Here is a 12617-nt window from a genome sequence, read left to right on the forward strand (position 1 = left end):
GCTTCAGCTCGTGCGATTCTGCGTCTGCTCAGCGGATTTCGTCCTGGTATTTCTTGGTCATGTGGTCGATGGCCTGAAGTTGGGTCTGGGCCAAGCCTTCTCGTACATCGCTGGCTCGCGCGGCGGCATCGAGGGTCGGTTGCGCCTGACCCTGGAAATGCGGCATCACTTCGGCGGCGAACAGTTCCGCGGAACGCTTGGTCGCCGCCGGATTCGCCCACTCGTGGCCCATCTGCAGCATGCAGCCGAATCCGCCGGATTGGTCCCACAGCCGCTGCACCTGGGCCCGGGCCCGCTCCGGAGTGCCGATGACCCCCGCGCCGTTATCGTTGATGATGTCGATCATCTCGTCGAGCCGATCCCCCGGCATGGTCATCTGCGGGAACGCTGCCACCTTCTGGAAGTAGTGGAACCAGGGCTCGATGCCGAATTTCACGTCGGCGCGGGCCTGTTCGTCCGTTTCGGCGATGTGGAAGGGCCCGACGAGGCTCCAGTTGCCGCGGTCGACGTGCGTCCCGAAGGCCGCGGCGCGCTCTTCGACAATGCCCCAGTGGTAGGCCAGGGCGTCGAAGCCTTCGATGGTCAGCGTCGCGCCGATCGACAACAGGCCGATGCCGTGCTTGCCGGCCAACCGCGCGCCGGTCGGCGACGCGACGGCGGCGACCGCCAGCGGGATGCCGCCGTCGGAATACGGGGCGAGCTGCAGCCGGGCGTCGAACAACTCGTGGGTGGCGGTCTTGGCGCTGACCGTCTCCCCCGCCAGCAGCCGCACGACGATGTCGAGGTTGGTTTCGAGAAGCTCGCGGGTGTCGGTGGGATTCAGCCCGATCATCGCGGAATCGGTCGGCAGCGAGCCCGGTCCCATTCCGCCGATCACCCGGCCGTGGGTGAGGTGGTCGAGCAGCATGAGCCGGTCGGCGACCCACAGCGGATTGTGATAGGCGAGCGAGATGACGCCGGTGCCGAACCGGATCCGTTGTGCGCGTTGCGCGGCCGCGGCGATGAAGATCTCCGGTGAGCTGATGATCTCGCTGCCCGCCGAGTGGTGCTCGCCGATCCACACCTCGTCGAAGCCCAGCGCGTCGAGGTGTTCGATGAACTCCAGGTCACGTTGCAGCGCCAGTGTGGGGTTGGTGCCGGCGCGGTGAAACGGTGCGATGAAATATCCGAACCTGAGCTTGGCCATGGCCGAACCCTAAACCGGGTGCCCGCTTCCCGGGCGGCCGTTTCGGAAACTGCGGCGGCGGCTATGTTCTCGGGATGGCTATCACCGAGTCCCGTGAGGTTGTCATCGAGGCGACGCCCGAGGAGATCATGGATGTGTTGTTCGACCTCGAGTCGCTGACCGAGTGGTCCCCGACGCATCAGGAAGTGGAAGTACTCGAGCGCGACGACCAAGGGCATCCCACCAAGTCCCGGCAGGTCGTGAAGATCGTGGGCATCAGTGACGAGCAGGTGCTCGATTACACCGTGCACGACGACGGGGTGAGCTGGACGTTGGCCAGCTCGAAACAGCAACGCGCTCAAGACGCGCGCTACACCCTCACGCCGCAGGGCGACTCGACCCGCGTCCGCTTCGAGCTCACCGTCGATCCCGTCATACCGGTGCCGGGATTCCTGGTCAAACAGGGGTCGAAGGGCCTGATGGACACCGCGACGGAGGGATTACGTCAGCGCGTCCTCGAGGTCAAGAAGAACAAGTAGCGCCCCGATCACGGCCACCCGCCGCAGACGTTGCCGATGCAACCGCCGCCGCCGCCCGGCCCGCCACCGCCGCCACCGACGCCGGGAATCTGACCGCCGCCACCGCCGGGGCCTCCGCCGCCCGTCGGCCCGCCGGGGATGCTTCCGCCGCCGCCACCTGGGCCGCCGCCACCGGTGGGCCCGCCGGGGATGCTTCCGCCGCCGCCACCTGGGCCGCCGCCACCGGTCGGACCACCGGGGACGCCTCCGCCGCCACCGGGACCGCCGGGGGCAGGTGCCGGTGCCGACGACGGCGGAATCAAGCTCACGCTCGTCGTCGTCGTCGTTGTTGTCGTGGTTGTGGTGGATGTCGGCCCACCCTTTTCGCCGCCGCCACATCCGACTGCCAGCGAAAGCACGGCGGCACCGCCGAACAGCGCGAATGCGATTCTCGGTTGGGATTTCATCAGGCCCTCACTCTCGTCTGTAGCTCGCACTGTCAATTCAAGCCGGGCTGTCTGTACCCGCGATGTGCGAGAACAAAACGTGATACCGGCGATCTGTTTCTATCGCACTTTGGCTGCGCTGTTTGCCGATCAACCACGTTCAATGATGGTCAGCAAACGCTGACCCGTGAGCCTTGTGCCACAAGCAAATTCGCCAGGTGTGGCGTCAGATGCGCTGGGCGGTAGCGATTCCAAGCCAGTCGTCGTCGGCGAGCCTGCGCTTGCTCTGGGGGTCGTAACGCCGCAAAAGCGAAGACACCGTCGCGTGATCGGCGCCCTTGAACCCGTGGGCCGCCAACAGCGCATCCAGCTCGGTGGCGGTGAAGCCGCTGCGGTACGGCTCGCCGCGTCGCGCCACCAAGCGGGCCACTCGACGGGCACTTTCCCAGCGGGGACGTGCCGCCACGACGTTGGCATCGATGTAGTCGAGGACGAGCCGGCTGCCGGGCGCGCACAGCGCGGCCAGGTCGCCCAGCGTGGTGTCGATCGCGTGCCGGGTCAGATATGGGCTCACGCCGAGCCACACGACGACACTGGGCCGTGCCGGGACGAAGCCGCTGTCGATGAGTCGCTTTTGCAGCACGCTCTCTTCGAAATCGCTTGGTACCCAGACGGTTTCGGCAACCGCTGACGCCGGAAGCAATCGTTCGGTCACCGGGCGCTTGTCCTTTTGGGTTGCCGGAGCGTCGACCTCGAAGATCGTCACCGACGCGTCGGCCTTCCGCAGGCTGGTGGTGTCGAATCCGGCGCCGAGCAGCACGATCTGGTCGACGCCGTCGCGGATAGCCGCCTCGCACACCTCGTCGGCATAGCGCACTCGCAACACGATGTGCGCGTGCAGCCCGCCCCACCGCCGATCGAACACCCGGAGTCCGACGTCGGCCGGCAGTCGGTGCGCCAACATCGCCCGCAATACCGGGTGGTGGACAAAATAGCGCGAGTACGGGTCGTCGAGAAGCCGCCGGTCCCGCGGCTGCAGCGTTTCCGCGGCCCGCTGGGCAGCGTTGATCTGTGCGGTCAAACTCGCCCTGCGGTCCAGACGACGGCCGGCCATGGACTCGACGCTACGACATCACCGGTTCAGATGTATGGTCCAATTTGATGCCGGATTCGTGGACCAGTTGGCTCGGTGGCGTCGACTTGCACCTCGAGCTGCCGCCGGGCCGTGGCCGGCGCGCGGCGCTCGAGGATGCGCTGCGCCAAGCGATCCGGGACGGTCGATTAGCCGCGGGCGAACGGTTGCCGTCCTCGCGGGCACTCGCGGCTCAGCTCGGCGTTGCGCGCGGAACGGTCGTCGAGGCCTACGCGCAACTGGCAGCCGAGGGTTACCTGCGCAGCCGCGCAGGCGCTGCCACCGAAGTCGCCCGCGGCCCGGCGCTGCGCACGCCGGGCGTCGCCGCGCCGATCCCGCCGCACATCGTCGCCGATTTCCGCCTCGGTCGCCCCGATCTGAGCATGTTTCCCCGGGTGGAATGGCTGCGCGCGCTGCGCCGGGCCTTCCAGGTCACGCCGCATACGGATTTGGGGCCGCTGGATCCGCGGGGCTCACTGCGGCTGCGCACCGTGCTGCCCCAGTACCTGGGCCGGGCGCGCGGAGTGCTCATGCGCCGGCACTATCGGCAGCGCCGGGATGCCTTGCTGGCCAACCTCGCTCGTCATGCGCCCGCGATGCCAGTACATGGCGTCGCCGCCGGCCTGCATGCCGTCGTGTCGTTACCCGAAGCCGTCACGGAGGCCGAGGTACTGGCGGCCGCGGAAAAGCGGCACATCGTGCTCAGCGGCCTGGCGCCGTTCCGGCATTCCGAAAGCCAAGGTGCACAAGGGCTTGTGCTCGGCTACGGCACGCCGTCGGAATCCGAATTCCCCGTGGCGCTCGAGCACCTGGGAAAGTTGTTGCGCGCCTTCTGACCACGAGTCAGTGGGTGGGCTGCTTGAGTCCGTATCGGTCTATGACATCGTCCAGCCAGTCCGGCGTTCCGTAGGTGATCCCGTATTTTGCCGCGAGGGCCAGGAATTCGGGCAGCTCGTGCAGCTTGGCGTCGGCCGGATGTGCGGCCATCAATTCGCTGAGCTCGCGAAAGTAGTTCTCGAACCCGCCTGGCGTGATGACTTCGATGATGCGACCGGGCTCGTTGCCCGCGTTCCACATCGCATGCATTTCCCCGCGCGGCTTCGTGATGTAGCCACCGGGACCAAGGACAACTTCGGTGGCGTCGGAGCGGAAGCCGACCTTGCCCGCGATGACGATCGAGTGCTCGTCCTCGCGGGTGTGCCGGTGCGGCGCGGTGATGGATCCAACCTCGAATGGATGCTCGACGATTGCCACGTCGCCGCCGTTGTCGAAGCTGAACAGCTTGAACACCGCGCCAAACCCGGGCAACGCCACCGTTTCTCCCTGCCCTGGTTGCACCACGGTGACGTGGCGACGCAACACATCGGTCATCTCGGGTCCCTCCTTTGTGGCGTTGCTATTCGGCCCAGCTGCTGTTGAGGATGGCTGCGACCATGTTGTCGCGGACGAATGTGGGGTCGAAGTGCGCGAGCACGTCGGCATTCATGGTGCCGTAGGTGGTTTGCGGGCGGTGCATCATTCCGTCGTTGAATGCCCGCAGGATACGGTTTTTGAAGTCCGGACGCGGGTGAGCGGAGATGACCGCGGCGAGGTCATCCGGCGACAGCTCGTCGAGCCCGGCACCAAGCACGTCGGTCTCGACTCCCGCTGTGACCAAGGCGATTTCGGGATCGAGACACTCGGGTATGCCCGGTGTGGTGTGTAGAGCGATGCCCAGCCACACCTTGTCGGCATCGGCCTCGTCGACGCCACGCTGCAGCAAGAACTCTCGTGCCGCATCGGCCCCGTCGACCTCGAAGCGCAGAGTGGAGGTGCGGTAGCGCTGAGTCAGCCCCAGGTCGTGGAACATTGCCGCGACGTAGAGCAATTCCAGATCCGGTTGCAGTCCGCGACGGTGGCCATGCAGCGCGCCGAAGAGAAACACCCGGCGAGAATGATGAAACAGCAAGTCGTCTTCGGCCTCACGAATGAATTCGGTGGTCTCACGTACCAGTGCCGTATCGGGAATGGTGATGCCGGCTATCCGGCTCTGCGACAGCGCTGTGCGGGCCAGGCCGACGGGTTCGTGGCCGTCGTCGGCCGGCGGGTCGGCCACCGCGCGCCCGATGCCCCTCGATGCTCCGCTGCTCAATACCCGTCGCGACGACATGGTGGACTCCTCGAAATTGTGGTGGCGGTCGCGTTGGAGCCAGTCTGGCGTCGCCAAGCACTGGCCGACCATCACTGATGAGCCGTCTATCCCACAAAAAGCGACACAATGAGTTGGTGGCGGATGTCCGGACCGAGTCGCGGGTCGTGGTGATCGTCGTCTTCGACGAGGTGACGCTGCTGGATGTCGCAGGAGCGGCCGAAGTCTTCGCCGAAGCCAACCGCTTCGGCGGCCACTACCGCATCAAGGTCGCGTCGCTGGACGGGCGCGATGTGACGACCTCGATCGGGACCCGGCTGGGCGTCACCGACAGCATTGCCTCGATCGAATCCGCCGACACCGTGATGGTTGCCGGCAGTGACGATCTGGCCAGGCAGCCGCTCGATCCGGGCCTCGTCGAGGCCGTCAGAGTGGTGGCGGGCCGAACCCGGCGGCTGGCGTCCATTTGCACCGGGTCATTCGTCCTCGCGCAGGCCGGCCTGCTCGACGGCCGACGCGCTACCACACATTGGCGCGACGCTCGGTTACTTGCCCGCGCCTTCCCCGATGTCACCGTCGAACCGGACGCGATTTTCGTCCGCGACGGCGATGTCTTCACCTCGGCCGGAATCTCGTCGGGCATCGACCTTGCACTGGCACTGGTCGAAATGGACTACGGCACAGAGCTGGTCCGCGACGTGGCCCGGTGGTTGGTCGTGTATCTCAAACGCGCGGGCGGGCAGTCGCAGTTCTCGGCGCTGGTCGAGGCGCATCCGCCGGCGAAGTCGCCGCTTCGCGCAGTTACCGACGCGATCGCCGCCGACCCGGCTGCCGACCATGACGTGAAAGCCCTTGCCGCGCGGGCGTCTTTGAGCACGCGGCAGCTGACCCGACTGTTTCAGTCGGAGCTGGGCACCACCCCGGCCCGCTATGTCGAGATGGTGCGCATCGACGCCGCACGCGCCGCGCTGGACGCGGGTCGCAGCATTGGCGAGACCGCCGGCATGGCCGGTTTCGGCAGCACCGAAACGCTTCGCCGGGTATTCGTCAGCCGGCTCGGCGTATCACCGAAGGCCTACCGGGACAGGTTCCGCACGGCAGCGCGAGAGTGACTGCGCGACAGCGTAATTCAGGTCAGTCGGGGCAACTGCGCGCGGATCAGCGGCGCGATCTTGTCGGCCATGTACTGATGCCCGGCGTCGGTGGGGTGTATGCCGTCGGCGCCGATCAGGTCGGGTTTGCCGACGAACCAGTGTTCGGCGATCGGATCGACGAACGTGGCGCCCATGGCCCGGGCCTGGTCGCCGATGATGTCGCGAACCTGCAGCACTGCCTGGGGCGGATCGGCGGTCGGCCAGGGCGGGCCGATCACCAGAAGTCTCGCCGCCGGGGCAGTGCGGTGCGCCAGATCGAGTGTGTCGTGGGCCATTTGGCCGAGCAGCTCGGGCTCGACGCCCTGGTCATTGCGGGACCCGAAAAACACCACCAGCGCGTCGTTGGGCCGCACCGTCCTGGCGGTCAGGTCCTCGAAAACGCTGCCGTGGTCGCCGCGTACCGCATATCCGGCTCTGCCTTCGGACGCCACATCGGGTGCGATCTGCACTCCCTGCCGGGCAAGGCTGACCCATGCGCGTGCGGTCCACGCCTTCGATCCCAGGCCGCCCTCGTCGGTCCCGGTGGTGTACGAGTCGCCGATCACCGCGACATGGTTGACCGCGGAACCCAGAGTGAGCGTTCGGTAGGGCGGCGCCGGCGCCCGGTATCCGCTGACCATGCCGATCATGCCGATCGCAAAGGTCAGTGAGACGACCAACGCGGCCAGGCGACCCACCGTTACCTCCACTGTTCAATACGTCGTCGAGCAATGCCCCGTGTTAGCGGCATCGTATGAGGAAAAACTTGGAATTCGACGCGATCAGCTAGCCAGCACGCATCGCAATCGCCTTGCTGCGCTCTTCGCGGGCGCCGTCGATCGGTTGGAGTTTGGCCTTCACCGGGCCGGCGCCCAGGTCGACGTGCGGCTCCGTTCCCGGGGCCCCGACGTCGACCATCCGGCGCATCCACCGGCGTGCGGGCTCTTCCACGAAGTGGAAAAGCACGATCGAAATGACCGTGGCGATCGCGAGCAGGCCGACGACCGTCAGCTTGCCCCCGAAGCCCTGCAATGTCAGCTCGAACTGGCGCGCGGTCCATATCCACGAGGTGTGCACCAATTCGTGAACCATGTAGAGGCAAAACGAGATCTCGCCGCCGAACACCATGGCCCGCACCGACAGCATCCGCGGCAGGCTGCCGGTTCCCATGGCGAGCGTCATCACCAACGGCACGAACAACACGTCGACGATGCCGCCGCTGTCGATGACCCCTGGTATCGGAAACGCGTCGAGCAGGTACAGCAGCCCCACGATGGCCGCGGTGAGCAGCAGGGAAACGTACCCGGCGCCGCGCCGCGCCCGGTCGGTGAGGCGTAGCCGCATGACGGCCGCGGCAACCAGTGCTCCCGCCGTGAACTGCATGACGATGCGCGGCAACCAGCTCCACGGTGTGTAGAACTGCCCGCTGGCCAACAGCAGCAGCACCGGCGGCAGCGATGCGCCGATCGCGAGAAAGACCAAGCTTCGGGCTCGTGTCGCGTGCGCCATCCGGAATATCACCAGCACCAGCGCACCGAACAGCAAATAGGCCAACCACTCGGCGCTGATCGACCAGGCCGGGCCGTCCCAGCTCGAGCCGTCGAAATACGGCTGGAACCACAGCTGCACCAGCAGAACTTGGCGCACATAGCTGACGGCGGTAAGCCGGCTGACGTCCTCCGATGGGACGTGGCCGACGTGCAGGGTGAAGATCCACCAGGCGGCCGCCAGATGCAGGGTGACCAGGTAGACCGGCCAGACGCGCGCCAGTCGCAGCCAGAGGAAGTGCAGCGTGGCTCGGGTGGACCACGACCAGCCCATCCGGTCCAGATAGTTCCAGGTCAGCACGAAGCCACTGAGGATGAAGAACAGGTCGACACCCTGCGCGCCGCAGTTGAGTACCGGTGCGAGGGCGTCGCTGAAGTCGGGTGCCGACTCCCGCAGCAGCGGGCGGAAATGGAACAGCACTACCCACACGGCGGCGATGATGCGAAGACCGGTGAGGGCCTTGATGTCTCCGCTGCGCACAACACTCTTTCCGGGACGTCGCTGCTGGTTTCGTTCGCGCCACTGCGTCGGCCGGCCGGACAGGGCCGCCTCTCACGCGGCAGCGTGTGGAGAGTATCAGTGCGATGCCCCGAATGCCGCGTCGGAACGCCGGGACACAACCCCGCAAAGTATTGACTCATTCCAGAAAAGGGGCAATATTCCTACTGTGTCCTCGAGTCGGGATTACGCGGAGCAACTGCGTATGGCCGATTTGCGCGTGACTCGCCCCAGGCTTGCAGTTCTGGAGGCCGTCGAGGAGCATCCGCACGCCGACACCGAGACCATCTTCGAAGCGGTGCGCTTCGGCCTGCCCACGGTGTCCCGCCAGGCCGTCTACGACGTCCTGGCCGCGTTGACCGGTGCGGGCCTGGTGCGACGGATCCAGCCGTCCGGGCACCTGGCTCGCTACGAGTCGCGGGTCGCCGACAACCACCACCACGTCGTCTGCCGCTCCTGCGGAGCGATCGCGGACGTCGACTGTGCCGTCGGCGAGGCGCCCTGCCTGACCCCGTCGGACGACAACGGCTTCGACCTCGATGAGGCCGAGGTCATCTATTGGGGCCTGTGCCCCGACTGCTCGACATCTTGATCACCGATTCACCTACCCCCGAAAGGAAGCACCCGGTGTCAGAAAGTGAAAACCCGGCAATCCCCTCCCCTACGCCGCAGGCGCACCGGCCCTTGACCAACCGGGACTGGTGGCCCAACCAGCCGGATCTGTCGGTTCTGAAAAAGCATGCGCCCCAAGCCGATCCGATGGGCGAAAGCTTCAACTACGCGGAGGAGTTCAAGAAGCTCGACCTCGAGGCGCTCAAGCGTGACCTCGTCGAGGTGATGACGACGTCGCAGGACTGGTGGCCCGCCGACTACGGCCACTACGGGCCGATGTTCATCCGGATGAGCTGGCATGCGGCCGGGACTTACCGCATCCACGACGGGCGCGGTGGCGGCGGCGAGGGCGCCCAGCGCTTTGCACCGCTCAACAGCTGGCCGGACAACGTGATCCTGGACAAGGCCCGTCGGTTGTTGTGGCCCGTGAAAAAGAAGTACGGCAAGCAGATCTCCTGGGCCGACCTGATCATCTTCGCCGGCAACTGTGCCTATGAAGCCATGGGGTTCAAGACGTTCGGTTTCGGCTTCGGCCGAGAGGACATCTACGAGCCCGACGAGATCTTCTGGGGACCAGAGGACACCTGGCTGGGTGACGAGCGCTACAGCGGCGACCGGGACCTGCACCCGCCTTTCGCCGCCGTGCAGATGGGCCTGATCTACGTGAACCCCGAGGGGCCCAACGGCGAGCCGGACCCGCTCAAGGCAGCCATCGACATCCGCGAGACGTTCGGCCGGATGGCGATGAACGACGTCGAGACCGCGGCGCTGATCGTCGGCGGCCACACCGTCGGCAAGACGCACGGCGCCGGCCCGGCCGATTTGGTCGGCCCCGAACCGGAGGCCGCCCCGATCGAGCAGCAGGGTCTGGGCTGGAAGAGTTCGTTCGGCACCGGCAAGGGCCGCGACGCGATCGGCAGCGGCCTGGAGGTGGTCTGGACACCCACCCCGACGAAGTGGGACAACAGCTACCTGGAAACCCTCTACGGCTACGAGTGGGAGCTGACCAAGAGCCCGGCCGACTGCTGGCAGTGGACCGCCAAGGACGCCGAGGAGGTGATTCCCGATCCCTTCGACAAGTCGGTGAAGCGCAAACCGACGATGCTGACGACCGACCTGTCGCTGCGGATGGATCCCATCTACGGGAAGATCACCCGTCGCTGGCTCGACCACCCGGAGGAGTTGGAAGAAGAGTTCGCCAAGGCGTGGTACAAGCTGTTGCACCGCGACATGGGACCGATCTCCCGCTACCTGGGCCCGTGGGTTGCCGAGCCGCAGCTGTGGCAGGACCCGGTACCCGCCGTCGACCATGAGTTGATTGACGACAAGGACATCGCCGCCCTGAAGAGCAAGCTGCTCGAATCGGGGTTGTCCATCCCACAATTGGTGTCCACCGCGTGGGCGTCGGCGGCGAGTTTCCGCGGCACCGACAAGCGCGGCGGCGCCAACGGCGCGCGGATTCGCCTGGCGCCGCAGAAGGATTGGGAAATCAACAGCCCGGCTGAGCTGGCCAAGGTGCTGCCGGTTCTCGAAAAGGTCCAGCAGGACTTCAACGCGTCGCTGTCCGGCGGCAAGAAGGTCTCGCTGGCCGACGTGATCGTTCTGGGCGGGTGCGCAGCGGTCGAGCAGGCGGCGAAGAAGGCCGGGTTCGACATCACGGTGCCGTTCGCGCCCGGGCGCACCGACGCCACGCAGGAGCAGACCGACGTGGAGTCGTTCGCCGTGCTCGAACCCAAGGCCGACGGGTTCCGCAACTATCTGCGACGCGGCGAGAAGTTGTCGCCGGAAACCCTTCTGGTGGACCGGGCCTACATGTTGAACCTCACGGCACCGGAGATGACGGTCTTGGTCGGCGGCATGCGGGCCTTGGGCGCCAATTACGGTCAAAGCAAGCACGGTGTTTTCACCGACCGGCCCGAGACGTTGACCAACGACTTCTTCGTCAACCTGCTCGACATGGGCACGGAATGGAAGCCGTCGCAGTCGACCGAGAACGTCTACGAGGGTCGCGACCGCGCTACCGGCGACCTCAAATGGACGGCGACGGCGGCGGACCTGGTGTTCGGGTCCAGCTCGCAGCTGCGCGCTCTCGCCGAGGTCTACGGCGCCGACGACGCACAGGAGAAGTTCGTGGCCGACTTCGTGGCCGCATGGAACAAGGTGATGAACCTCGACCGGTTCGACCTCGCCTGATCAGCGCTGACAACCAACGGCACCCCGTGAGCGATCCAGCTCGCGGGGTGCCGCTTTCGCTGGTGCCGCCCGCCGGCGATCCGAAAGTTCTTTCTTAGCAAAGTATTAAGCGTTGCACCCGGTGACCTTAGAGTCGCCCATTAGCGTCGCGATCAGGTTGAGGGCAATTCCTTAGCCGCGTATTCCGGCAACCTGATTGAGAAGTGAGGCCACTCATGACCGAATCGCTTGGTACGTCAGGTTCCTACCCCACGCCGCGCCACGGCAGCCCGGTGATCGACTGCGGCGGCGCAACCGTCCGCGCGCAGTGCCGTCACCTGGCGACCGTGGTGACGATCAGCGGTGCGGTCGACGCGATGAACGTCGAGCGGGTCAGTGAATACAGCCGGCATTTCGTTCTGTCCGACAAGCCCCTCATCCTGGATCTGAGCGGCGTGGATTGCCTGGCCTCCGACGGCATTCGCCTGCTGTACCGCATCGACGACGACTGCCGCGCCGCTGGAGTCGAATGGGCGCTGATCGCAAGTCCGGCGGTCAGCCGAGTGCTGCAGATCACCAACGACGACGGCATGTTCCCCACCGCCGAGTCGGTGCACGAAGCGCTGCATTACTTCGCCGACGCCATCTCCGCGCGTCGTCGGCTGCTGATGCCGCTGCTGCACAAGACCGCGTAACGCCGCAGGCCACCGCGCCGACTCGCGTTTCTCGGTATGCTGCTCGTCGTGAGGTCGAAACCAATAGCGCTTGCCGCCGCGGCGCTTCTTCTCGCGGGTTGGGGCGTGACCTCCGGCGTTGCGGCCGCCGACCCGACGCCCGCGCCGCAGCCGCACCAGCCGGGTCCGAAGCAACCGGGCCCCGGCCCGGCACAGCCTCCGCAGGGGCAACCGCAGGCGCAGGGGCAGCCGAAGACGACCATCGACCACGACGGCAAGTACGTCGTGGGCACCGACATCGCCCCCGGCGTCTACACGTCGGCGGGCCCGGTCGAAAAGGGCGCGTGCTACTGGAAGCGCCTCGGCGCCGGCGACAACGGCAACGAGATCCTCGACAGCGCGATGACCAAGAAGCCTCAGGTTGTGCAGATCGAGGCCAGTGACAAAGCATTCAAGACCGACGGCTGCCAGCCCTGGCAGAAGAACGACTCGGCGAGTCCGGATACCGGCCGGTCGCCCGCGGAGACCAGGGCGGGGATGGACATCCTGAACGGGATCCTCAACGGAGCGCAACCGCCGAAGTCCTGATCG

At 66.3% G+C, this 12617-nt stretch carries 14 protein-coding genes; 7 read left to right on the plus strand and 7 right to left on the minus strand.

Features of this window, described 5'->3' with window-relative positions; translation table 11 throughout:
- Positions 1–28: 28 nt before the first annotated feature.
- Positions 29–1186, minus strand: coding sequence for an LLM class flavin-dependent oxidoreductase (locus AWC14_RS09625; RefSeq protein ID WP_045382644.1), 1158 nt, complete (start codon positions 1184–1186; stop codon positions 29–31).
- A gap of 74 nt (positions 1187–1260) precedes the next feature.
- Between AWC14_RS09625 and AWC14_RS09630 the strand changes: the two genes are divergently transcribed.
- A complete protein-coding gene (locus tag AWC14_RS09630; RefSeq protein ID WP_045382641.1) occupies positions 1261–1704 on the plus strand; it encodes an SRPBCC family protein in 444 nt (147 codons plus the stop codon).
- Between the two features lie 8 nt (positions 1705–1712).
- Here AWC14_RS09630 and AWC14_RS28955 read toward each other — a convergent pair whose 3' ends face one another.
- Positions 1713–2150, minus strand: a complete 438-nt coding sequence (locus AWC14_RS28955) for a hypothetical protein (protein ID WP_057003232.1) — start codon at positions 2148–2150, stop codon at positions 1713–1715.
- A 205-nt stretch (positions 2151–2355) separates the two neighbouring features.
- Entirely contained in the window at positions 2356–3243 is an 888-nt protein-coding gene (locus AWC14_RS09640) for a class I SAM-dependent methyltransferase (protein ID WP_045378554.1), read from the minus strand.
- A 47-nt stretch (positions 3244–3290) separates the two neighbouring features.
- On the opposite strand from AWC14_RS09640, the gene AWC14_RS09645 reads away from it, so the two are divergent.
- Positions 3291–4097, plus strand: coding sequence for a GntR family transcriptional regulator (locus AWC14_RS09645; RefSeq protein ID WP_045378557.1), 807 nt, complete (start codon positions 3291–3293; stop codon positions 4095–4097).
- Between the two features lie 7 nt (positions 4098–4104).
- Here the strand turns inward: AWC14_RS09645 and AWC14_RS09650 are convergent, their stop codons facing one another.
- Together AWC14_RS09650 and AWC14_RS09655 are read right to left on the minus strand one after the other, a co-directional pair.
- Positions 4105–4632, minus strand: coding sequence for a cupin domain-containing protein (locus tag AWC14_RS09650; RefSeq protein ID WP_045378559.1), 528 nt, complete (start codon positions 4630–4632; stop codon positions 4105–4107).
- Positions 4633–4657: 25 nt separating this feature from the next.
- Positions 4658–5410 (minus strand): HD domain-containing protein, encoded by a 753-nt coding sequence (locus AWC14_RS09655; protein ID WP_081968132.1) that lies wholly within the window; start codon positions 5408–5410, stop codon positions 4658–4660.
- A 116-nt stretch (positions 5411–5526) separates the two neighbouring features.
- Between AWC14_RS09655 and AWC14_RS09660 the strand changes: the two genes are divergently transcribed.
- On the plus strand, positions 5527–6501 hold the full coding sequence (locus AWC14_RS09660; protein ID WP_045378715.1) for a GlxA family transcriptional regulator: 975 nt from the start codon (positions 5527–5529) through the stop codon (positions 6499–6501).
- 17 nt (positions 6502–6518) lie between these two features.
- Here the strand turns inward: AWC14_RS09660 and AWC14_RS09665 are convergent, their stop codons facing one another.
- Both AWC14_RS09665 and AWC14_RS09670 read right to left on the minus strand, forming a co-directional pair.
- Entirely contained in the window at positions 6519–7220 is a 702-nt protein-coding gene (locus tag AWC14_RS09665; protein WP_045378562.1) for an Rv0518 family GDSL lipase, read from the minus strand.
- A gap of 88 nt (positions 7221–7308) precedes the next feature.
- Positions 7309–8550, minus strand: coding sequence for an acyltransferase family protein (locus AWC14_RS09670; RefSeq protein WP_081968125.1), 1242 nt, complete (start codon positions 8548–8550; stop codon positions 7309–7311).
- 187 nt (positions 8551–8737) lie between these two features.
- On the opposite strand from AWC14_RS09670, the gene AWC14_RS09675 reads away from it, so the two are divergent.
- From AWC14_RS09675 to AWC14_RS09690, 4 genes are all read left to right on the plus strand, one after another.
- Complete coding sequence (locus AWC14_RS09675; protein ID WP_081968126.1) at positions 8738–9160, plus strand: Fur family transcriptional regulator; 423 nt, start codon at positions 8738–8740, stop codon at positions 9158–9160.
- Positions 9161–9195: 35 nt separating this feature from the next.
- Entirely contained in the window at positions 9196–11373 is a 2178-nt protein-coding gene (gene katG, locus AWC14_RS09680) for a catalase/peroxidase HPI (protein WP_193393808.1), read from the plus strand.
- Between the two features lie 215 nt (positions 11374–11588).
- On the plus strand, positions 11589–12047 hold the full coding sequence (locus AWC14_RS09685; RefSeq protein ID WP_045378569.1) for an STAS domain-containing protein: 459 nt from the start codon (positions 11589–11591) through the stop codon (positions 12045–12047).
- 36 nt (positions 12048–12083) lie between these two features.
- Entirely contained in the window at positions 12084–12614 is a 531-nt protein-coding gene (locus tag AWC14_RS09690; RefSeq protein WP_045378572.1) for an Rv1352/Rv1906c domain-containing protein, read from the plus strand.
- The last annotated feature ends 3 nt before the right edge of the window (positions 12615–12617 follow it).

The organism is Mycobacterium kyorinense, assembly GCF_002101735.1.
Taxonomy (GTDB): Bacteria; Actinomycetota; Actinomycetes; order Mycobacteriales; family Mycobacteriaceae; genus Mycobacterium; species Mycobacterium kyorinense.